Raw genomic sequence first — 21,900 nt, forward strand, 5'->3', positions numbered from 1 at the left:
GAACCGTACTACTTCCTGGCCGATCGGCCCGCGCGGAGGAATCGCGCTCATTGTCCGTGGAAAGCCCCCTGACCCCAAACTCGGGGCGCGCGCAGGGGCAGCCGCGACGACAGGCGACGCCGGGAATCGAGCCGGACGCTGCCGCCGCATCCCAGCCCCCTGAGCGGCGCCGAGCCGCGTCTGTCGATCCCAAGGCCTGTCGCGACGCATCGCCGTCGCTATCGACCTCGCCGGAATAGACCGTCACCCGCTCCACGATGCTGGGCAGACGCATGAGGCCTTTCGTCGGCCAACGCCGCTCGCCGCGCCTCGATACTCATGCTTCGATCCGAATCGTCATCGCCTGGCGAAGAAGACGTCGAATCGATTTGTGACGCACCTCGCGATCGAAGCACGCGCCGCAGCCGAAATGCGGCACGCGACCGAAAGTCCGGCCGCTGAGTCGATCGCGAAGATTATCCTGGGGTCCATACGAACCGCGATGCGCTGCGCATCGCTCCACCACGCATGGCCGGCGCGCGATCGCGCGATCCGATATCGCTGCCGCATGGCGCTCGAGTCGCCCTGCATCGCTACGCCCCTAACCGGCACCGAACGCTGCGCACGCAGCGTCGCAGCGGCGATGGTTGAACTTTCCGCCGGCCGCCACGCTCAAAACCGAATCGCAACAGGAAGCTACGATGGGAAAGAACGACAAGAACAATGTGATCGAACAGGTCGAGCGGGAATTCGTGACGCCGGAACACCGCGCCGCGATCGAAGAAGCCTCGCGCAAGGGAAATTTCGCCGTCAGCTTCAGGGCGGCGGGCGCGGCGACTCTGGCCGCGCTGGAGCAAGGGGCTGCGGCGAAAGGACACGACATCCTCGAGAAGACCATCAAGTCGTCCTCGATCGCCAAGGCTTATCCGGAGAACTCGGCGGACATGCTGCAGAAAGTCCGCGATGCCGGCATCGAGGGCTATGTCGGCCACTGGGATAAGACCAGCGGGGAACTCAAGGGCATCTACCTCAGCAGCGGCCATGGGCTGGGCGAACAGGTGCAGGGCAAGATCTACCCGCTCGACATGAACCGACTGGACGAGTCGCTGTCCGCGCTCAAGGCGCAGCCGGACTGGAAGGCGTTGCCGTTCACCGGCGACTACGACATGCACGACATGCTGACCTTCCGCGGCGCGGGCCGGCCGCATACGCCGCTGGTCGGGTCCAAGGAAGAAAAGCAGATCATCGACAAGATCAACGAGGAAGTGGCCAAGGTCGATGGCAGGCGCCCGTTCGGCGATACCGAGCACAACGTGATCCGCCACGGCCCGCAGGTCAATTTCCCCAGCTACATGATCGACCACGAAGCCTCGGTGGTGAAGAAGGACGGCGGATTCGTCGGCGCCGTCGCCAAGCCGGGCGAATTTCCGGTCGCGTTCGTCAACCGCGGCAACTGGGCGGTGCTCAACAACGCCCAGGAATTGTCCGAGTACTACACCAAATCCGGCGCGGTGCTGAAGGAAACCTGGAAGCCGGACGGGGTCAGGTCGTTCGCCGATGCGGACAAGCCGGGCATGGTGAAGTTCGGATGGAGCAGCGACCTGCCGTCCAAACCGCCGGTCCCCAAGGCTTCGAACCCGGCCGACGACCTCTCGCAGAGTCTGGATCGCATGCTGTCCGCCGCGCACAGCGGCGATCGCGAAGCGCTGCGCCAGGCGACCCAGCAAGCCGCCGCGGCGACCCCGGGCCGCGAGCTGCGCAACGAGGCGGTGGCGACGGTCGACCGGCAGGAGCAGCAGGCGCGCACCCAGCAAGCGCCCGAGCAAGCCGCGCCGCAGCAACCCGCCGACCACGCCGCGCCCACGCGTACCGGGCCGCGCATGTGAGTTGACCCCGACCCGGGCGCCAACGCTGCGCCGCTCCGATCGGGCGGCCAGCGTTGCGATCGCGTCGCACCGGTTATCCGCTCAAGCGCAAGGCCATGCCGAATCCGATCTCGCCCCGCCTCGCCGCGATCGTCGCCGCCCTGCCCTTGCGACCCGGCCTGCGGGTGCTCGAAATCGGCTGCGGGCCGGGCGTGGCGGCGCGCGCGGTGCTGGAGCGGATCGGCGACGACGGGCGGGTGCTGGCGATCGACCGTTCGGCCAAGGCGATCGCCCAGGCGCTGGCCGGATCGGGCGAACGGCTCGCCGGCGGGCGGCTGGAGTTTCGCCGGGTCGCGGTGGAGGACCTGGTCTTGGAGGACGGCGAGGCGCGCTACGACCTGGCGTTCGCGGTGCGCGTCGGCGCGCTCGACGGGCGCCATCCGCAGGCCTGGGAGGCGGCGTTGGCGCGGATCCGCGCCGCCCTGACGCCGCGGGGCCGGTTGTTCGTCGACGGCGGAAATCCCTTGCGCGAAATCCGTTTGCCGCGACGGCGCCCTTCGGCTTAGGCGAGCGCGCCGGTCGCGCTTGCGCTGGTCCGTCAAGGCCCGTTCCGGCTGACGCGAACGGACTAGGCTCGCGGCACTGCGGCCCAGCCGATCAACGCCGTCCCGATTCGAGCCGCTCCTGTTCCTGCCGGCAGTTCGGCGACACATGGTGGATGTAGGTCGCCCGCTCCTGCTCGCCGCCGCCGCGCGCGTGCTCGGAGGCTTGTTGGTACTGCTGTGCGCACAAGGGCGACAACTCGGCCACGCCGAGGCCGTCGCCGCTGGCGCAAGCGGACGACAGCATCGCGGCGGACAGCGCCGCTGCGCCGAAAAGGACTCGATTCATGCTCGTCTGGCTCGCGTCGATCGGGATGGCCGTCGATCTTAGGCCACCCGCATCGCTCAGGCGGGCGCGCTCCGCGAACGGAGGTCAGCGGTGATTCACTCCGCCATCCGCGGCAAAAAACACACTATCTGCGATCGATCTTGCGTGCCGCCGATTGCCGCTCGCCACATCGACCGATCGCGCCGCATGGCGCACCTGCGGCTCGGCCGCCCGCAGGCGCGGCAGCGAACCGCACCCCGCATCGGAATGCGGCGACACGGACGCGTCGATACCGGCGGCCGGTCAACGGCCAGGTGTAAGTTGCGATATCCATCACGGATTCGATTTTTTCCGGCCGCGCCTAGGGTCGTCCCTGAATGCGTCTGCGCCGTCGCCGTCCTAGCCTGCCCTGCATCGCGGTAACGCACCGCGCCGGCGCGCCGCAGGCGCGGCCGCCATCTCGCCAGGAGCCTCCCATGAGCAGCGTCGACTCCGCCGTATCCACCGCCAAAGACCGGCTCAGCCAGGGCGTGTTCGACTGGGACGTCAGCAAGGGCGATCTCGACGCGATCAGCGCCGAGGTCGACAAGCTCTCGCCGCAGGAGCGCAACGAGTTCATCAGCAAGCTCAGCGACGACGACATCAAGAACTGGACCCAGGAAGTCGACGGCATGATGGGCTCGCTGAGCAAAGGCGAGCGCAGCGACCTGTTCAACAAGCTCGCCGAAGGCATGGACGCGACCCAGACCGCGCGCTTCGTGCGTGCCTTCGACGGCGACAACGGCGGCCGCGAAGCGCTGGCCGACGCGATCGCCAGCCACGGCAGCAGCGACGCCAAGACCGGCTTCGTCGATGCGGTCAAGGGCGACATCGGCGACGAGTACAGCGCCACCCAGGGCACCTGGGGCAACGCCGAGACGGTCGCGGTCGGCAAGGTCCTGGCCAGCCTGGGCAACGACCCAGCCGCGTTCCAGGAGGCGGTCGGCTCGCTGAGCAAGGAGCAACTGCAGGATGTGATGAGCGTGGCCATGGGCCGCCGCCACATCGTCGACTTCAGCGGCCGCACCGCCGGCACCAACCAGTACGATCCCAGCGCGCTGACCGGCATCCTCAACGCCGCTCAGGGCGCCGACCTGCCGACCCGCACCGCGGTGTTCGAAGCGGCGATGCCGCAGCTCAAGACCATGCAGAACGACGATGTCGGCCTGCTCGGCGCCAGCGCCAGCATCGACGGCGTGGCCCAGGCGATGGGCAAGGTGCTGAGCATGGAAGAGGCCGCCAAGGCCGGCCTGATCAACGTGCCCGAAGCGCCCCCGGGGGTGTCGATGGACGCCAACATCGCCGACACCCACAAGCACGAGTTCCCGAACCCGGGCGACATGCAATGGTTCAAGCAACAGGTGCAGGGCGGCGGCCCGTGGGACTTCAAGACCCAGGGCGCGCAGTACGAAAACTACGGCAACTTCCATTTCGGCGTGATCGCCGCGGCGATGGACATTCCCGAGCAGATCGGCCTGCGCGGCGCCGGCTACGTGCAGATCGAGTCCAACACCACCCAGGACGGCTGGGGCAAGCCCTACGACCTGGGCGACAGCAGCTACGGCGACGACCCGCGCGACCAGGCGCAGATCAAGGCCGGCTACGAGTACTACAACTCGGGCATGTGGCGGGTGTGGTCGGACTGAGCCAGGTCCGCCAGCATCGCTGCGAAGACGCCGGCCTGGGGCCGGCGTTTTCGTTTTGGGCTCCACCGCAGCGCGCTTGCTCTATGCTTGCGCCAGCGACGCCGTCCGGCGTCGCCCGGATTCGAGGCCGATCATCATGACGACCCGCCGCCGCTGGGCCGCCGCCGCAGCGCTGTGTTTCGCCCTGCTCGCCGGCTGCGCGCGCGACCCGGCCGCGGACGACGTCGAAGTCGCCCGCGTCGCCTCGCCCGATGAGCGCGCCGACGCGGTGCTGACCGAAGCCAACGCCGGCGCCACCGCCAGCTTCGTGTACCGGATCCGACTGGTCGCGCATGGCGCCGACTGGCGCGCCGCGCCGGCCCTGGCCGAACTGCACGGCGCCACCCGCAACGTCAGCGCCTACGGCGTCGACCTGCGCTGGCAGGACGCGGACACGCTGCACGCCGACTACCTGAAAGCGCGCCTGGTCATCGCCCATAGGGCCACGGCCGAGGTCGCCGGCCACCGCGTCGCGCTGCAACTGCGCAGCGGCATCGCCAACCCGGCCGCGCCGGCCGGCGGCATGGCGCCGCGCGAGCCCTGAGTCCTTGCAGGGCCCGCGCGATCGGCGCGACGGCAGGCACCGCCGCCGCGCCGCCGCGCCGCCGTGCGGTCAGGATTGCACCGTCACCCGCCACAGACGCTCGGCCTGCTGGGTCCAATCGATCTCCACCGGCAGGAATTTCTCGATCAGGCGCGCGTTGCTGATCAGGTGTTCGCTGATCGCCGCGGTGGTGAACTCGCCGGCGCCGGCCAGCGCCATCGGCAGCAGCAACTGGTCCGACAAGTGCTCGCCAACCGCGGCCGGCGAAGCCAGATAAGCCGAGACCTGCCGCGCCAGACCGGTCGCGACCTGCTCGGCGCTGACCCCGCGCTCGCCGAAGGCGGTGAACAGCTCGGTGTGCTGGCCCTCGCCAGCGACCTGCAGGCTCAACACGTTGGCCGGGCTGTGCGCCTGGGCGACCCGGCGCAGTTGCAGCTGCGCCTCGTCCAGGCCCAGGCGCTCGCCGAGCACGCGCAACTCGCGCTGGCCGATCTCGTCGTGCAGCGCCGACAGCAGCACCGCCGCCTGCAGGCTCGGCGCCGGATCGCGCTGGACGAAGGCCTGCGCCTGCAGGGCCGCGCAGGGGCGCACCAGCGCCTGCACGCAACCGCCGCCGGCCGGGTAGAAACCGTAGCCGCGCAGGGCGAAGTCGACCTCGACGCCGATCCGGCGCAGCGCCGGCAGATAGCTGGTGGCGATGAAGTCCGCGCTCGGCGCCAACGGGTTGTGGGTGCCGCCCTCGATGCTCAGCTCCGACGGCTCCGCGCAGCGCCACAGCGCCGGCAGCACGGTCTGCAGCACCAGCGTCGCCGAACCGGCGGTACCGATCGAGAAGCGGTAGCGGCCGGCGCGCACTTCGCCGGGAATGAAGCGCAGCTCGGTGGCGCCGAGCTGGGCGCCGTCGACGTGGGCGCGGCCGATCTGCGCCGCCGCCCCGACCGCGGTCAGATGCTGGCGCATCAGGCCCGGGCGCGAACGCTTGGCGCGGATATGCTGCATTTCGAAGGCCGTGCCGGTGCACAGGCTCAGGCTCAGAGCGGTGCGCAGCAATTGCCCGCCGCCCTCTATGCCGCTGATTTGTATCGTTTCCATCTTGCGGTCCATGACATCCGGGCGGCCCTCCGGCCGCCCTTGCTCCTAGTGTCTTGTCGTTGTTGCGGTGCGCTTCGCCCGTCGCCGGTTCAACCCTTCACGCACACCACCTGACGCAGGGTATGCACGATCTCGACTAGGTCGCTCTGCGCGGCCATGACCGCGTCGATCGACTTGTACGCGGCCGGCGATTCGTCCACCACCTCGGCGTCCTTGCGGCATTCCACGTGCGCGGTGGCCTGGGCGTGCTCTTCCAGGCTGATCCGCTTCTTGGCCTCGGTGCGGCTCATCACCCGGCCCGCGCCGTGGCTGCAGCTGTGGAAGCTGTCCGGGTTGCCGAGCCCGCGCACGATGAAGCTCTTCGCGCCCATGCTGCCGGGAATGATGCCCAGCTCGCCCTTGCGCGCGCTCACCGCGCCCTTGCGGGTCACCAGCACGTCCTTGCCGAAGTGATGCTCGCGATTGACGTAGTTGTGGTGGCAGTTCACCGCCTCGGCCTGGGCCTGGAACGGCTTGTCGATCACCCGGCGCGCCGCCTCGACCACGTGCCGCATCATGATCTCGCGGTTGCTGCGCGCGAACTGCTGCGCCCAGTCGACCGCGAACACGTAGTCGGCGTAGTGGTCGCTGCCTTCCGGCAGATAGGCCAGGTCCTGGTCCGGCAGGTTGATCATCCAGCGGCGCATGTCCTGCTTGGCCAGCTCGATGAAATGGCTGCCGATCGCGTTGCCGACCCCGCGCGAACCGGAGTGCAGCATGAACCAGACCCGGTTCTCCTCGTCCAGGCAGACCTCGACGAAGTGATTGCCGGTCCCGAGCGTACCCAGGTGGTTCAAGTGGTTGCTGCGCTCGAGCTTGGGGTGCTTGGCGACGATGCGCTCGAAGCCCTCGTGCAGGGACGACCAGCGGTCGAGCGAGGCCTGCGGCGGGTTCGCCCAGGCGCCCTTGTCGCGCAGGCCGCGGCCGACGGTGCGGCCATGCGGCACCGCCTTCTCGATCGCCGCGCGCAGCGGGCCCAACTGGTCCGGCAGGTCGTCGGCGGTCAGGGTGGTGCGCACCGCGATCATGCCGCAGCCGATGTCGACCCCGACCGCCGCCGGCACGATCGCGCCCACGGTCGGCACCACCGAGCCCACGGTCGCGCCCTTGCCCAGGTGCACGTCGGGCATCACCGCGACCCAGCGGTGGATGAAGGGCAGCTTGGCGATGTTCTGCAATTGGCGACGGGCTTCGTCTTCCAGCGGCACGCCGCGGGTCCAGTGCTTGATCGGCACCGCGCCTTGCTCGTGGATGACGTCGTATTGGCTGCTCTGGGTGTTCATGGGGTTCGCTCTCTTCGTTGCGGGCGTCCGGCCCAGGCTCTTGCGAGCCCTGATGGGGATGCTGCCTGTCCGTACTTGCCCTGTACTAGAGCAATCGCCGTGCCAACCTCTCAACACAAAAAATAAGCTATTGATTAACAACATATTTCATGCAGCACCTGCCGATCGACTGGCATTCTATCCGGCCGCACTTCTATACTTTCAGATACGAACTTATATTTCTGGATAACCCATGAAACGCCAGGTGGTGATCGGCATGCTCGGCACCCAGCTCGACGCCGGCTCCGGCGCGGGACGTTGGGAAAAGTGGCGGCCGACCGTGGCCCTGGGCATGCACGAGGACCTGTTGCTGGACCGGGTCGAGCTGCTGCTGGACGAACGCCGCTACGGCCGGCTGGCCGAATCGGTCGCCGCCGACCTCGGCCTGGTGTCGCCGGAAACCCAGGTCCGCCGGCACGACACCTTCCTCGCCGACCCCTGGGATTTCGAAAGCGTCTACGGCGCCCTGCACGACTTCGTCCGCGCCTACCCGTTCGACACCGAGCGCGAGGACTACTACGTCCACATCACCACCGGCACCCACGTCAGCCAGATCTGCTGGTTCCTGTTGGCCGAAAGCCGGCTGTTCCCGGGCCGGTTGCTGCAGACCGCGCCGCCGCGCAAGCAGAACGGCCAGACCCCGGGCAGCTATGCGGTGATCGACCTGGACCTGTCGCGCTACGACCGCCTGGCCCAGCGTTTCGCCGAACAGCGCCTGCACGACCGCGAACTGCTCAAGAGCGGCATCGCCACCCGCAACGCCGCCTTCAACCGGATGATCGAGCAGATCGAAACGGTGGCGACGCGCTCGAAGTCGCCGATGCTGCTGATGGGTCCGACCGGCGCCGGCAAAAGCCAGCTGGCCAAGCGGGTGTTCGAGCTGAAAAAGCAGAAGCACCAGTTGCCCGGCCGCTTCGTCGAGGTCAACTGCGCGACCCTGCGCGGCGACGGCGCGATGAGCACCCTGTTCGGCCACATCAAGGGCGCCTACACCGGCGCCTCGGCCGATCGCGCCGGCCTGCTGCGCTCGGCGCACCAGGGCCTGCTGTTCCTGGACGAGATCGGCGAACTGGGCCAGGACGAACAGGCCATGCTGTTGCGCGCGCTGGAGGAGAAGCGGTTCTTGCCGGTCGGAAGCGACAAGGAAGTCGAAAGCGATTTCCAGCTGATCGCCGGCACCAACCGCGACCTGCAGCAGGCGGTACGCGAAGGCCGCTTCCGCGACGATCTGCTGGCCCGGCTCAATCTATGGACGTATCGCCTGCCCGGCCTGGCCGAGCGCGCCGAGGACATCGAGCCGAACCTGGAATTCGAACTGGAGCGGCATTCGCGCGAGCATCGCCATCGGGTCACCTTCAACCGCGAGGCGCGCGAGCGTTATCTGGCCTTCGCCCGCAGCGGCGAGGCGCGCTGGAGCGGCAATTTCCGCGACCTCGGCGCGTCGGTGATGCGCATGGCCACCCTGGCCGACGGCGGCCGCATCCGCATCGACCTGGTCGAGGAGGAGATCCAGCGCCTGCGCCGGCAATGGCAGGACGGCGACGGCGGCCCCGGCTCGGGCGAGAACTCGCTGGTCGAAGACCTGCTGGGCGCGCAAGCCGCACAACTGGACCGCTTCGACCGGGTCCAGCTCGAGGACGTGCTGAAGGCCTGCCGCGGCGCGGCCTCGTTGTCGCAGGCCGGGCGCGAACTGTTCGCGGTCACCCGCGCCCAGCGCGCCAGCACCAACGACGCCGATCGCCTGCGCAAGTACCTGGCCCGCTACGGCCTGGATTGGGAGCGGGTGCGCCGGCGCGATTGAGCCGGACGCCACGGCGCCCGCGCCTCAGGACGCGCCCCTTAGATTTAAAGCACGCGCCTCACCGCACGCAGCTCAGAACACCCGCGCCTCGCGCAGCGCGTGGTTGGCCAGCACCGCCGCGGCGTTTTCCGGCAGGTTGCGCGGCCCGGTCACGCAGCTGACGAACACCAGCTGGCGGGTGCCGCGCCTGACGTGGCCGACCAGCCAGCGCACCGCTTCCTTCTTTTCCTTTTCCTGCATCACCACCGAGCCGCTCTTCGCCGACACGGTCAGGTCGGGGCGCCACGGCATCGGCCCGAACGGCGCCGCGCCGAACGAGCCGACCACCACGCCGGAAGGCTGGCGCAGCGCCGAACGCACCTCGGCCATGGCCTGGCGCTCGATCGGCAGCTCGTCGCGGAACAGCTTGAGCAGGAAACCGAGCTGCTCGCTGGGCGAAATCTTCAGCGCGCCGTCGTTCCAGAACGCCCCCGCGCCGCGGCCGACGTCGCCGTTGCCGTAGCCGAAGCGGCTGAGGTACTCGCGCTCGCGGGTCGGCCCGAGCCGGCCGGCGACGCCGACGAAATACGCGTCGGCCGAGTAGCGCAGCACGGTGTCCACGCCCGGTTCGTTGCCGCGCGCGGTGGTCCTCATCAGGCCGGCGTCGAGCGCGGCCAGGGCGTGCGGAATGTCGAAGGTCGCGGCCGGGCTGACCTGGCGCTGGCAGGCCGGGGTCGGCGCCGGGCCGATATTGCCGGCGCTGAGGTCGTAGAGCAGGAAGCAGGACTGGGTGCGCGGCTCGGCGTCGGCGGCATGCGCCGCGGTCGCGGATCCGAATGCGCAAACGGCCGACACGATGGCGGCGGCGATGGCTCTCATGCCTGCGTAGCTCCTTGCTCGACGACGGGTTCGAAAACGGCGGGTCGGACGGCAGCGGGGCCGGACATCGCCGCGGGGCCCAAGGATGGCATGTCCGCCGGCCGCATTCGACCCCGGCCGCGCCCGCGCTTGACCTCGAGCACAGTCGAGGTCCTATGCTGCGCCCTTCCCTCGCCGCTGCAGGACCGCATGGCTGCCGCCCCTCCCGCCCCCGACCCCATCGCCGACGCCGACGGCGCCGCACCGGTCGACCGTGCCGCCGGCCGCCGCGGCGAGTGGTCGGTGATCGCTTCGCTGCTGCCCTACCTGCGCCCCTATGCCGGCCGCATCGTCATCGCCCTGGCGATGGTGGTCGCGGCCAAGCTGTTGAATCTGTACGTGCCGCTGGCGCTCAAGCAGCTGATCGACCGGCTCAACATCCAGCCCAGCCCGCTGCTGTTGCCGGTCGGCCTGCTGCTGGCCTACGGCGCGGCGCGGGTCGGGGTGACCCTGTTCACCGAGCTGCGCCAGGTGGTGTTCGCGCGGGTCATGGCGCGCAGCTCGCGCCAGGTGACCCTGCAGGTGTTCCGCCACCTGCACGGGCTCAGCCTCAAGTTCCACCTCGCCCGCCGCACCGGCGGCGTCGCCCGCGACGTCGAGCGCGGCGGCAGCGCGATCGGCGACCTGCTCGACTGGACCATCTACACCATCATCCCGGTGCTGTTCGAAGTGGTCATGGTCACCGCGGTGCTGGTGTGGATCTACGACTGGCGCTACGCCGCGATCGCGCTCGGCACCCTGGTCGCCTACGGCGCCTGGACCTTCTCGGTCACCGAGTGGCGCACCCGCTACTACCGCGCTTCGGTCGAGGCCGACACCCGCGCCAACGAGCGCGCGGTGGATTCGCTGCTGAACTACGAGACGGTCAAGTACTTCAACAACGAAAACCACGAGGCGCTGCGTTACGACGACAATCTGCGCCACCTGGAGAACTCCCAGGTCATGGCGATCAAGACCCTGGCCGTGCTCAACCTAGGCCAGAGCCTGGTGGTCGCGCTCGGCGTCACCGCGATGATGTGGCTGGCCGCCCGCGGCGTGGTCGCCGGCGAGATGACCGTCGGCGACCTGGTGCTGGTCAACGCCTATCTGCTGCAGTTGTCGGCGCCGCTGTTCATGCTCGGCATGATGTACCGCGAGGTGAAGCAGGCGCTGACCAACATGGAGCGCCTGTTCGGCCTGCTCGACGAGCGCCAGGACGTGCGCGACGCCGACGATGCGCAGGTGCTGGACGCGCGCCGGCCGACGGTGAGCTTCCGCGGCGTGCGCTTCGGCTACGACCCGCGCCGCGAAATCCTGCAGGGCATCGACTTCGAGATCCCCGCCGGCGCCACCGTGGCCGTGGTCGGCCATTCGGGCTCGGGCAAATCGACCCTGGCTCGGCTGCTGTACCGCTTTTACGACGTCGACGCCGGCGCGATCGAGATCGACGGCCGCGACCTGCGCCGCTTGACCCAGTCCTCGCTGCGCGGCTCGATCGCGATCGTTCCGCAGGACACGGTGCTGTTCAACGACACCATCGGCTACAACATCCGCTACGGCCGGCCCGAGGCCAGCGACGCCGAGGTCGAGGCCGCGGCGCGCTCTGCCCACATCCACGACTTCATCGTCCATCAACCCGACGGTTACGACACCCCGGTCGGCGAACGCGGGCTCAAGCTGTCCGGCGGCGAAAAGCAGCGCGTGGCGATCGCCCGTGCGCTGCTCAAGAACCCCTCGATCCTGATCTTCGACGAGGCCACGTCGGCCCTGGACTCCAAGTCGGAGCGCGCGATCCAGGCCGAACTCGACCGGCTCGCGGTCGGCCGCACCACCCTGGTCATCGCCCACCGGTTGTCGACGGTGATGGACGCCGACCAGATCCTGGTCATGGACGCCGGCCGCATCATCGAGCGCGGCAGCCACGCGCAGTTGCTGGCCCTGGACGGTGTCTACGCGCAGATGTGGGAGCTGCAGCAGCGCCAGGCCGACACCGCGCCGGCCTGAACCTCACTCGGCGCCGGCGTCCGCTTCCCAGACCATGTACACGTCGGCGCGCCGGTAATGCGAGCCCGGCCGCGGCGCCGGGCGATGGCGGAAGCCGACGCTCTCGTACAGGTGCAGCGCCGGGCCGAGCTTGGAGCTGGATTCCAGGAACAGTTCGCGCCCGCCCATGTCGTGGAAAGCGTCGATCGCGCCGGCGATCAAGCGGCGGCCGATGCCGCCGCCGCGCAGCGCCGGCTCCACCGCCATCTTGGTCAATTCGACCAGGCCGTCGTCGTAGCGCTTCAGGGCGACGGTGCCGAGCACCCGGTCGGCGTCGTCGACCGCGAACAGGATCCGGCCGCCGTCGTCGAGCAGGTGGGTCTGCGGGTCGCCGAGCACTTCGCGATCGATCGGCTCGACCGTGAACCAGCGTTGCAGCCATTCGATGTTGAGGCGGGCGAAATCCTCGCGCCAGCGCGGCTCGAAGCCGACCACACGGACCGTGCCGGTGATCGCGAGCGGCGCCGGGCCCGGCCCGGAGGTATCGTCGTTCATGACCGCATCATAGACCGGGCGCGGACGCTGGCCGCAGGGCGCGGAACCGGCCCGGCCGCGGGCTCGCGGTACGGGCCGCTCAGGCGCCGTTCTTGGCCGCGGCCTTGCCGCTCTTTCCTGCCGGCTTGGCCGCCGGCTGGCCCTTGTGCTTGCCCGGATCCTTGCCAGCCGCGGCCGCCGGCGGGTAGTCGCGATAGGGCCGGTTCGGGTAATCGCGGCGCAGTTCGCGGTCGATCGTGATCGGCCGGCCCCAGCGGTCGTAGGTCGGCACGAAGCCGCGCTTGAGCCGGTGGAACTCGGTCGAACCGGGCTTGATCCCCAGCCGTTCGGCGACCGCGCCCCAGCCCATGGCGTGGTCGCGGTTCCACTCGTCGACCACGTAGCGGCAGGGCCGGCCCAGCACCTGGGCCAGGGCGCAGGCGTAGTAGACGTCGCCGGGGGTCCAGCCGCGGTTGCCGAGCAGGTCGCCGACCAGTTCGCGCGGCGCGCCGTAGTAACGCACCATCTCGTCGACGAAAGGCTCGCGGTAGCGGCTGCCGTAGCGGTTGATGTCGCCGAGCCAGGCATCGACCCAGACGTCGCCGCTGCGCGGGCTCCAGCCGCCGTCCGCCGGCTGCGCCGGCAGCGGGCCGGCGCCGATCAGCGCGGCGGCCGAGGCGGCGAGAGCGAAGAGATAGCGTTTGATGAAAGGCTGGCGTTTGATAGCGTGGTTCATGGCGGATCTCCCGAGGTCGCGCGCCGACCCCGTCCGCGCCCGCAGGCGCGGCGGTTCAGCGCGAGATCGTGAATTTGCCGAAGGCGACGCCGACGTCCCAACCCTGGCCGGTGCCGGCCAGGGCCAGCGACACTTCGCCCTTGGTCATGACCTGGGCCTTGCTCGAACGCACCGCGCCGGCGTGGGCCTCGGCGGTGGCGTAGCTGCCCAGGGTCTCGCCGATGTTGCGCACCCCGGAAAACTCGCCGGTGCCGTTGACGATGCGCGACTTGCCGAAGCTCAGCCCGCCGCCCTTGGCGCTGATCTTCACCGCCATGCTCTGGCCGTTGCTGCAGCTGATGGTGCCGCTGCCGGAGGAGGTCTTGTAGAACACCGACCAGCCGGACATGTTGAACTTGAGTTTGCAGTCGACCGAACCGCCCGCGCTCGCGGTGCCCGGCAAGGCGGTCGCGGCCAGCGCCAGCGCGGCGCCCAGGCCCAGGCGGTGCGACAGGCTGCGGAGGGAATGAGGACGGCGATCGTTCGAACGGCGCATGACGGGCCTCGCGGATGGGGAAGCGGCGGATGGGGACGGCTCCGGCGTCGGGCGACGGCCGGGAGCGGCAGGCTAGCACTCGCCGGCCGAAGCGGCGACGGCGCCCGAGGGCGCCGTCGCATCGCAACCGGACGGCTCAGGGCCGGACGAAGGTAACTCAGTCGTCGTCGCGGTCGCGCCAACGGCGGCCGTCGTAGCGGTAGTCGCGATCGCGGTCGTAACGATCATAACGGTCGTAACGGTGGTAGCGATCGTCGTAGCGGCTGTAGCGATAGTCGTTGCGACGGTCGTAGCGCGGGTCGTAGTAAGTGGCCCGGCACTTGCCGTTGTGCTTGCAATCGCGCTTGTTGTAGTAGCCGTGCGCCACGCCGTACGGCGGACCCGAGCGGTAGCGATGGTCGGCGTAGCGCGGCACGTTGCGGTAATAGGTCGAGCGGCCGTAGCGGTCGCGGACCACGATCAGGCGATCGTCGTAGCCGAAGTTGCCGTAGCGGTAGTACGGGGTGTTGTTGCGGACGATGACGTCGGCGATGTCGACGATCACTCGGGCGAGGTCGTCGGCGCGCGCCGGCGCCGGCACCATGGCGACTGCGCCGAAACCGGCGGCGAGTACGAACGGTGCAAGCCAGCGGGACAGGGCGGTCATGGCAGTCTCCTCATTCGGGGGACCTGCTCTGCGGCAGGTACGGTGCGAATGTGCCTTTGCCACGGTGAACCGGCTTGGAATGGTTCCGGGGTCGCCGCCGGCCGCTCAGTCGCGGTTGGGACAGCCGCCGCCGGCGCCCGCCCTCCCCCGCTCGCGCGGCCTCAAGCCGTGCGGTGGAACCGCGCGATCGCCTCGGCGACCGCGTCGGCGCCGGCGACCGTCTGCAGCCGCGGATGCTCCTGGTTCATCCCGTGCTCCATCTCGTGCGCCCAGGTCACGTGGTAGGGCATGTGCACGCCCCAGCCGCCGAGGGCGACCACCGGCTCGATGTCCGAACGCAGCGAGTTGCCGACCATCGCGAACCGCTCCGGCGCGACGCCGAACTCGGCCAGGACCCGCGAATAGCTGGCCTCGTCCTTTTCCGAGACGATTTCGATCCGATGGAACAGGTCGGCCAGGCCGCTGAGCGCGACCTTCTTTTCCTGGTGGAACAGGTCGCCCTTGGTGATCAGAACGATGCGGTGCTCGCGCGCCACCGCCTCGACCGCCTCGCGGATCCCCGGCAGCAGTTCGACCGGGTGGTCGAGCATGTCCTTGGCCAGGACCACGATGCGGTGGATATCGGCCGCGCTGATGCGCGCCTGGGTGATGTCGATCGCGGCCTCGATCATCGACAGGACCATGCCTTTGACGCCGTAGCCGAACAACGCCAGGTTGTTGCGCTCCACCGCGTACAGCCGTTCGCGGATGGCCGCATTGCCGATGTCCACCCAGGCCCCGAGGATGCGTTCGAACTCGACCGCCGCCTCCTGGTAATAGCCCTCGCTGTGCCACAGCGTGTCGTCGCCGTCGAAGCCCACCAGTTCCAACATGATCCCGCCCTGTTCGATGGCGGGCGGCACGCGCCCGCCGGAAGGCGACCCGCGCCCTCGACGGGACGGATCGCAGAGCGGCGATTATCGCCCAAGCCCGCCCGGCCCGCCTGTGCGGCGCCGGGCGAACCGGCCCGGCTGGGCGGGCGCTACAGAACGGGCGGCATTACCACGGGCGGCACGAGTTGCAGGCGGGCCCGCGCCCGGACGGCCGCCGGAACGCCGCCGCCCCGTACGGGCAACGTTCCGGTGGCGGCCGCCGGGCCGCAGCCGCGGACCCGCCTGCGCTGCTCGCAACCCCGGCTCAGTCCTCGCCGTCGAGACGGAAGTCGTTGCGCCGGCCGAGCTTCTGGTGCCGCTCGACCTGGGTTTTCACGTAACGCGAGATCATCGTCGACAACTCGCTGTCCGGGCCCAGGGCGCCGATCACGCCCTGCCACATGCCGCGGTAGATCCAGCGATTGCTGCGCACGTAGTTCTTGCGCCAGGGCCCGTAGACGGCCTGCGGCAGTTCGGTCCAGAACCGGCCGGTGGCCATGACCCAGAGCGCGGCCTCGACGAAACGCCGCGCGTCCTCGGTGTCGGTATTGCGGGTATAGACGGTGCGCGGCAGCACGGCCTCGATCGCCGCCCACTGCTTCGCGTCCAGCCGGGTGTAGATGGATTCTTCGTGTTCGTCGGGAATCATCGCGGCGATCTCCGGTTGATCCACGACGTCGTCAACATGATCGTTATAGGAATGGATAGTGCACACGGCGTTCTACTTCTATTTCGAGGTCTTATGGGGGAGTCCGGCCGCGCAGCGGCGGGCGATATCCCGCTCGCGATGCAGATCGGACGACTGGACGCAGTGCATGACCTCCCTGGAATCGGACTGCTTCGATTCGGGCAGCGGCCGACGATGGTCGGCGACATTCGCGGTGGCCGGCGCCTCCAAGGCCGGCATGGACGTTCGGGCTGCGCCTGCCTTCCATGGCGCTGTTTCAGTTGAGCCTGCCGGCACCGACGTGTATGGGAGATTCCTTCCCCCGTGTCGCGACCGGACCCACTGATCCGCTTTCCTCACGGCTTCCAACAACAGCTTCGGCGACAGGGGGCTCCACCCGATTCCGGCCCCTGCGCTCGTTCGCATCGCCGATCGACTCGACGAAGCCCCGTTGCTCGCACCCTCGCCGGAGCACACTCCGGTACGCAACGCGGAATTGAACCAACTTCCGATTGCGAGTGAGAAATCGAAACCAAGCAGCGAAAGCCTGCGTTCTACCGAAGGCGATTCGAAATGAAAAATTGATATGTGCATCGACATGCGCATGTTCACAAGTATTTGACGTCACTGTCTTTCAGCGGACAAAGCGACACCGTGAATACGGCATCCCGCAGGACACGCGTACTCTCTGGGATTGACAACGATTACCAGACGCTACCGTTCTTTATCGGCGAACAACTTGGAACATTCGTCCAAACGCCGTCGTCGCTTTTTTCGCGAGCGAATCCCGCTCGATTCGAGATCGGCCCCGGTAGAACCATGGTGCAAACCTGCGCCGGTCGGGCGGAAATCCTCTCGGCCTTGCGGCTGAAGTAACCGAAGATAATGCAGGCGGGTAGTCGAACCGGCAAAACGAACTGCGACTGCTATCGCACTGTCTTCGCAAAACCGCGAACCGTCGCCACGATTCGCGCGCGTCGTCGCCCGAGCGAGGTCGCGCGTTCGCGCGCTCGCGCCGACCACGAGACCGGGCAGGCAATGCGACGGGATTGACGGTGGACGGGAGTGGCTCATCACGCTTTGCAGTTTTTGCTGTTATCCATAACACTGCAAATTCTGTGCCAACCATCACGAAATTACGCCCGTCCCAGTCATAAATCTGACATAGACCGGTGAAACGTTTACATCGTCAACACCATGTGAAGGCGCACAAAAAAACGACGCTTTTCGGCCGTCAATTGACATCGATACCTAATGTGCCAAACGCAACCGGTCGCTAATTGACCGTGCACGTCAGTATTTTGGCCGCCGCTGAGGGGCGGTAACCTCAGCCAGGATTTCGGCCCTCATCCTATTAAGCTGCTTCAGGTATCCGGCGGCAGGTTCCGATCGGGAAATCGTGAAGCGCTCGGCCAAGGCTCGGCATCGAGTCGGAGAAAACGTGGACGAATGTGTCTTTAGCCTTGGCGGCGCGGCCGCGGTGGCGCCGGGCCGAGGCTCGGCAGCTGACTGGAAATAGGTAGACGAATGCGTCGCATACCCCGGCCAGCGGTGCTGGCAGACCGACACGGCCAGGTCTAAAAGCCGCCGGCCTCCCACCGCAGCGGCGGGCGCGCCGCAGCGGCGACGAACGGCTGCCGGCTTCTGCCAGGCGGGTGCACAGCCGCGACAAACTCAGTCGACGGTGCAGGTCAGAGCCACCGTCACCGACGCGCCGTTGGCCAGCGCGCCCAGCGGAACGCCGCTTTCCAACTGGGCTAGGGTCAGTCCCGCCGGGCACGCCGCGCCGGTGCAACTCGGCGGCGATGTGCAGGTCAGGCCGCTGCGGCTGCCGGGCGGGTCGGTCAGGATCGCACCGGTGACCGCGTCGGGGCCGTTGTTGGTCACCACGATGGTGTAGGTCGTGCTCGCACCGCGGATCAGCGTGTCGCCGGCCTGATCGATCTCGCCATTGGCGCCTGGCGTATTGGTCTTGGTGATGGTCAGGTCGGCCAGCGGATTGCGGGTATTGGTGAAGATGCAGGTCAGATCGTCGCCGGCCGCGACGGTCAGGCTGAACGTCGTGCCGCTGCCGCTCGGCGCCTGGCCGCCGGCCAAGGCGTTGGTGCAGGCATAGGTGGTGACATAGCTTCCGAGATTGGCGCCGGACGAACCCGTTTCCGACAACGTGTACGTCGCTCCGACCGTGGCCGGATTCAGTTGCGCTTCTTCGCTGGGGTTCGTGCCGTTGCCGGTAGTGGTCGCGCTGGCCGGGCCGCCGGGGCCGGCGATGCTCAAGGCGAACTGATCGCCGGCGACGAAGCGTCCCAGCGGCAGCGCCTTGCGCAGGCGCAGCTGCGGTTGCTTGCTGTTGCTGAAGGTGCAGGTCAGGTCGTTGCCGTCGTCGATCACCGAGGCCGGCACGGTCATCGTCGCGGTGGTGCCGGCCGCCACTTCAGTGCCGCCGCCGGTGACGCAGGACCAGCCGGTCAACAGCCAGCCGCTCGGCACGGTTTCGCTCAGGCTCGCCGGCTGGGTCGCATCGCTGACCGCGAAGGCGCTCGAGCTGCGCGGGTTCGACACCGCCGTGTCCAGGCTCAGGCTGGCCGGCAGGCCGTTGCTGCCGCCGGAGAAGGCGAAACTGCCGGTGCCGCCGACGCTGAGCTTGGCGACGGTGATGGTCGGCTTGCGCAGATTGACGAACACGCAGCTGCCGACCGTGCCCGGTACCGCGGTGATGTTGACCGTAGCCGTGGCCAGGTTGGTGCTGTTGGTGGTCAGGGTGCCGCTGGTCGCGCTGCAGCTGATCGAGATCAATTGATAGCCGGCCGGAACGGTCTCGGTGATGTTGACCGTGCGGCTGACGTTGTTGGGCACGCTGAAATCGGCGTCGGCCGAACCGGTGCCGCCGCTGGTGGTCAGGCTCGGGGTCGAGATCGTCGTGCCGGAGGGGCTGTCGCTGACGGTGTAGCCGACCGAGGTATTGCCGCCGATCGCGTTCTTGACCAGGGTCAGGTCGACGTTCTTGACGTTGGTGAAGGTGCAGCTGAGGTTGGCGCCAGGCACCAGGTTGACGGTGATGTTGCCCAGCGTGGTCGCGTTGTTGGTGTAGTTGGGCGCGCCTACGGTGCTGCCGGGCGCGCCGCTGTCGGCGCAGCTGATGTTGGTCAGGGTGTAGCCGGCCGAGGTCGGTGTGTTCTCGGTGATCAGGATATCGCTGCCGACCGCGGCGTTGGCGTAGGTCTTGGACACCGACGGCACGCTGGGCGGATTGGGGTTGGGCTGGAAGGTGGTATCGCTGATCGCGCCGCTGAGCACGAACGGGAAGGTGGCGCCGCCGCCGATCGCGGTCTTGGTGACGGTCAGCGTCGCCTGCTGGGTGTTGACGTAGGTGCAGGTCACCGTCTCGCCGGCGGCTAGGGCGACGCTGGCGACACCGGTACCGGTATTGCCCGTGCTGTTGCCGGTCGGATCGCTGCAGCTCAGGCCGGTCAGGTCCCAGCCGGTCTGTGCGGTTTCGGTGATGGTGTAACTGCCCGGCTCCAAGCCGATGAAGGTGCGCGTACTCGGCAAGGTCGCGTCGGCATCGTCGTCGAGGCTGAAGGCGCTCAGTCCGGTGCCGGTCGTGGTGAAGGCGAAATCCTGGGCGGAGTTCGGTACCGCATCCTTGACGATCACGATCGTGCCGGTCGGCGTGTCGGTGTCGGTGGCGCTGTTGTTGCCCGGCGTGGCGTCGCTGGTGCCGGCGCCGGCCGCGACGTTGGCGACATTGGCCAACGCGCCGGTCGCGCCGGCGCCGATGGTGCCGGTCACGGTGAAGGTGACGCTGCTGGAGGTGTTGCTGCTGTACGGCAGCGAGGGAATCACGATGCCGCTGCCCTGCATCAGCGCTGCGGTGGTGTTGGCCACGCTCGGGCAGACGCCGCCGCCGGCCGGGCTGCCGCAAGTCACCGAACTCACCGTGAAGTTGGCGATCGCCGGATCGGTGAACACCGCATTGGCGGCGCCGAACGGGCCGGCGTTGGTGACCACGATGGTGTAAGTGCGCGCAGCACCCGGGGTATAACTGTCGTTGGCCTGGTCGGTCGGCCCCGAGGCGGGCGTATTGGTTTTGGTGATCTGCAGGTCGGCGCCGAAGGTGATGTTGGCGGTCGGGCAGTTGGCCCCGTCGTTCGAGGTCGAACTCGGCGCCGCCGAGATCAGTGTCACCGCACCGGTCGCCAGGTCGATCTTGTAGAACCCGCCGTTGTTCCAGACGCCGTAGAGACCGTTCGGGGCGCCGAACAGGGCGCCGATGTACGCCCCTGCCGTCGTGGTGTTGGGCGCTCCGATGTTGGTCACCGCACCGGTCGTCTGATTGATCGACACCAACTGACCGTTCTGCTCCACGCCGTAGAACAGGCCATTGACGAACGCGAGATCCGCCACATTTATCGATCGACTCAAGTTGATTAGCGTAGCCGTCTTCGCAACCGTATTGATCGCGTACATCTGCGTAGCCGGCAGCGGCAGCACGTATAACGTGTTGCCGGCGGTATTGAACGCACCGCTGAAGTAAGTCTGAACCGGCAGTCCACTGACCGTTCCGATAATGTCCACGCTGCCATCGGCAGCGATCCGCAGCAGCTGATTGCTGGCGACCGCCATGGCGTACATGTAATTGTCGGTCGGGTTGTAGCCGAGCGCGTTGTAGTTCGTCGCGCTTGCCGGCCCCACTGGCGTGTAGGTAAACGGATTGCTGGCCGTGCTGATGAGCGTCATCTGCGTCGGCGTGTTCTGCGCCACCCACATCCGCGAATCGCAGGTGCCGAAGCTCGGCGGTTCCTGAAACACCAGCGGCCCGCTGGCGGTGTCGTTGCCGGTGTTGTAATCGTTGTTGGTCGCGTCCGCGTCGCCGTCGGGCACGCTGCGGCCGAGCGCGGCATTGACGGTGTACGTGCCGCCCAGCGTCGGCGAATTGACCGTAACCGGGATGGTGAAGCTGACCGTGCCGCCGTTGCCGCCGGGCGATGCCGAGCCGGCCAGCGGGGTCGGATTGAGCGCGCAGGTCACCACTGTGTTGGCGCCGTTGGCGGTGCAGTTGGCCGGCAGGGTGCCGGCGGTCCAGCCGGCGGGCAGGGTCGCGACCACGGTGAAGCCATCGTTATTGTCGGTGGCGCCGGGGCCGACGTTGGTCGCGGTCAGGACGATGTTCTGCAGTTGGCCGTAGTTGCCGTAGGCCGTGCCGGGCGTCGACAGCGACACCGCAATGTCGGGCAAGCCGTTGACCACCAACGGGCAGGCCAAATCCTGTTCGTCGCTGCGGGTGGCGTTGGTGCAGCTCGTGGTCACCACGTAGGTGTTGGCGGCGATGCCGGCCGGGGCGATCGGGGTGGCCGAGTAGCCGGCGCCGGGAATCACGTACAGCTCGTTCGCGCTCTCGAACTGGGTGACGTCGTTGGTCCCGCTCGGACGCGGCGTGCGGATCGCCATGTTGCCGCTGGTGTGGGTCAGCTGCGCGTTCCAGCCGGCGCCGCCGAGGGTCGTGGTCCAGGCGAAGTCGGTGAAATTGAGTGCGGCGGAAAAACGCGCTTGGACAAACTGACCGCAGCGAATCTGGATGCCGTCGTAGCCTTCGCCGCCACCGTGCGCCAGCCACCCGGTCACGACCACGTCGTCGGAGCTGGCGCAGAAAGGGCCGCGAAATATATGCGTCGCCACGGAATTTTCCAGAACGCCCAACTGCTGGGTGACGGCGCCAGCCGTCGACCGCTTCACCCAATCGTTTGCATTCAACGTCGCAACATAACAGTCGTGC

At 68.2% G+C, this 21,900-nt stretch carries 17 protein-coding genes; 6 read left to right on the forward strand and 11 right to left on the reverse strand.

Features of this window, described 5'->3' with window-relative positions; translation table 11 throughout:
- The first annotated feature begins 680 nt into the window (after positions 1 to 680).
- Both K4L06_RS02760 and K4L06_RS02765 read left to right on the forward strand, forming a co-directional pair.
- Positions 681 to 1,865, forward strand: a complete 1,185-nt coding sequence (locus K4L06_RS02760; RefSeq protein WP_221669936.1) for a hypothetical protein — start codon at positions 681 to 683, stop codon at positions 1,863 to 1,865.
- Positions 1,866 to 1,960: 95 nt separating this feature from the next.
- The gene (locus tag K4L06_RS02765; protein WP_221669937.1) at positions 1,961 to 2,410 is read left to right on the forward strand and encodes a methyltransferase domain-containing protein; all 450 of its coding nucleotides are present in this window, start codon (positions 1,961 to 1,963) and stop codon (positions 2,408 to 2,410) included.
- 91 nt (positions 2,411 to 2,501) lie between these two features.
- Here the strand turns inward: K4L06_RS02765 and K4L06_RS02770 are convergent, their stop codons facing one another.
- Positions 2,502 to 2,735 (reverse strand): hypothetical protein, encoded by a 234-nt coding sequence (locus K4L06_RS02770; RefSeq protein WP_221669938.1) that lies wholly within the window; start codon positions 2,733 to 2,735, stop codon positions 2,502 to 2,504.
- A gap of 455 nt (positions 2,736 to 3,190) precedes the next feature.
- Here K4L06_RS02770 and K4L06_RS02775 point away from each other — a divergent pair, with 455 nt between their 5' ends.
- Together K4L06_RS02775 and K4L06_RS02780 are read left to right on the forward strand one after the other, a co-directional pair.
- Positions 3,191 to 4,399, forward strand: a complete 1,209-nt coding sequence (locus K4L06_RS02775; RefSeq protein ID WP_221669939.1) for a polymorphic toxin type 44 domain-containing protein — start codon at positions 3,191 to 3,193, stop codon at positions 4,397 to 4,399.
- Positions 4,400 to 4,535: 136 nt separating this feature from the next.
- Entirely contained in the window at positions 4,536 to 4,982 is a 447-nt protein-coding gene (locus K4L06_RS02780) for a hypothetical protein (protein WP_221669940.1), read from the forward strand.
- A gap of 69 nt (positions 4,983 to 5,051) precedes the next feature.
- Here K4L06_RS02780 and rtcA read toward each other — a convergent pair whose 3' ends face one another.
- Both rtcA and K4L06_RS02790 read right to left on the reverse strand, forming a co-directional pair.
- Positions 5,052 to 6,074 (reverse strand): RNA 3'-terminal phosphate cyclase, encoded by a 1,023-nt coding sequence (gene rtcA, locus K4L06_RS02785; protein ID WP_221669941.1) that lies wholly within the window; start codon positions 6,072 to 6,074, stop codon positions 5,052 to 5,054.
- A gap of 89 nt (positions 6,075 to 6,163) precedes the next feature.
- Positions 6,164 to 7,396 carry an RtcB family protein gene (locus tag K4L06_RS02790; protein ID WP_221669942.1) on the reverse strand — a complete coding sequence of 411 codons (1,233 nt, stop codon included), beginning with the start codon at positions 7,394 to 7,396 and terminating at the stop codon, positions 6,164 to 6,166.
- Between the two features lie 232 nt (positions 7,397 to 7,628).
- Between K4L06_RS02790 and rtcR the strand changes: the two genes are divergently transcribed.
- Positions 7,629 to 9,236, forward strand: coding sequence for an RNA repair transcriptional activator RtcR (rtcR, locus tag K4L06_RS02795; RefSeq protein ID WP_221669943.1), 1,608 nt, complete (start codon positions 7,629 to 7,631; stop codon positions 9,234 to 9,236).
- 72 nt (positions 9,237 to 9,308) lie between these two features.
- On the opposite strand, the gene K4L06_RS02800 is transcribed toward rtcR, so the two are convergent.
- Positions 9,309 to 10,094 carry a penicillin-binding transpeptidase domain-containing protein gene (locus K4L06_RS02800; protein ID WP_221669944.1) on the reverse strand — a complete coding sequence of 262 codons (786 nt, stop codon included), beginning with the start codon at positions 10,092 to 10,094 and terminating at the stop codon, positions 9,309 to 9,311.
- Between the two features lie 189 nt (positions 10,095 to 10,283).
- Here K4L06_RS02800 and K4L06_RS02805 point away from each other — a divergent pair, with 189 nt between their 5' ends.
- Positions 10,284 to 12,116 carry an ABC transporter ATP-binding protein/permease gene (locus K4L06_RS02805; RefSeq protein WP_221669945.1) on the forward strand — a complete coding sequence of 611 codons (1,833 nt, stop codon included), beginning with the start codon at positions 10,284 to 10,286 and terminating at the stop codon, positions 12,114 to 12,116.
- 3 nt (positions 12,117 to 12,119) lie between these two features.
- Here the strand turns inward: K4L06_RS02805 and K4L06_RS02810 are convergent, their stop codons facing one another.
- The 7 genes from K4L06_RS02810 to K4L06_RS02840 form a co-directional block, all read right to left on the reverse strand.
- On the reverse strand, positions 12,120 to 12,650 hold the full coding sequence (locus K4L06_RS02810; RefSeq protein ID WP_221669946.1) for a GNAT family N-acetyltransferase: 531 nt from the start codon (positions 12,648 to 12,650) through the stop codon (positions 12,120 to 12,122).
- A gap of 79 nt (positions 12,651 to 12,729) precedes the next feature.
- On the reverse strand, positions 12,730 to 13,365 hold the full coding sequence (locus K4L06_RS02815; RefSeq protein ID WP_221669947.1) for a hypothetical protein: 636 nt from the start codon (positions 13,363 to 13,365) through the stop codon (positions 12,730 to 12,732).
- Positions 13,366 to 13,420: 55 nt separating this feature from the next.
- Positions 13,421 to 13,900, reverse strand: a complete 480-nt coding sequence (locus tag K4L06_RS02820) for a hypothetical protein (RefSeq protein WP_255594958.1) — start codon at positions 13,898 to 13,900, stop codon at positions 13,421 to 13,423.
- Positions 13,901 to 14,057: 157 nt separating this feature from the next.
- Positions 14,058 to 14,546, reverse strand: coding sequence for a hypothetical protein (locus tag K4L06_RS02825; RefSeq protein WP_221669948.1), 489 nt, complete (start codon positions 14,544 to 14,546; stop codon positions 14,058 to 14,060).
- 161 nt (positions 14,547 to 14,707) lie between these two features.
- Positions 14,708 to 15,418 (reverse strand): HAD family hydrolase, encoded by a 711-nt coding sequence (locus tag K4L06_RS02830; RefSeq protein ID WP_221669949.1) that lies wholly within the window; start codon positions 15,416 to 15,418, stop codon positions 14,708 to 14,710.
- 304 nt (positions 15,419 to 15,722) lie between these two features.
- Positions 15,723 to 16,106, reverse strand: coding sequence for a transposase (locus K4L06_RS02835; RefSeq protein ID WP_221669950.1), 384 nt, complete (start codon positions 16,104 to 16,106; stop codon positions 15,723 to 15,725).
- 1,692 nt (positions 16,107 to 17,798) lie between these two features.
- Positions 17,799 to 21,749, reverse strand: a complete 3,951-nt coding sequence (locus K4L06_RS02840; RefSeq protein ID WP_221669951.1) for a DUF11 domain-containing protein — start codon at positions 21,747 to 21,749, stop codon at positions 17,799 to 17,801.
- Positions 21,750 to 21,900: the final 151 nt, after the last annotated feature.

Source organism: Lysobacter sp. BMK333-48F3, from assembly GCF_019733395.1.
Classification (GTDB): Bacteria; Pseudomonadota; Gammaproteobacteria; order Xanthomonadales; family Xanthomonadaceae; genus Lysobacter.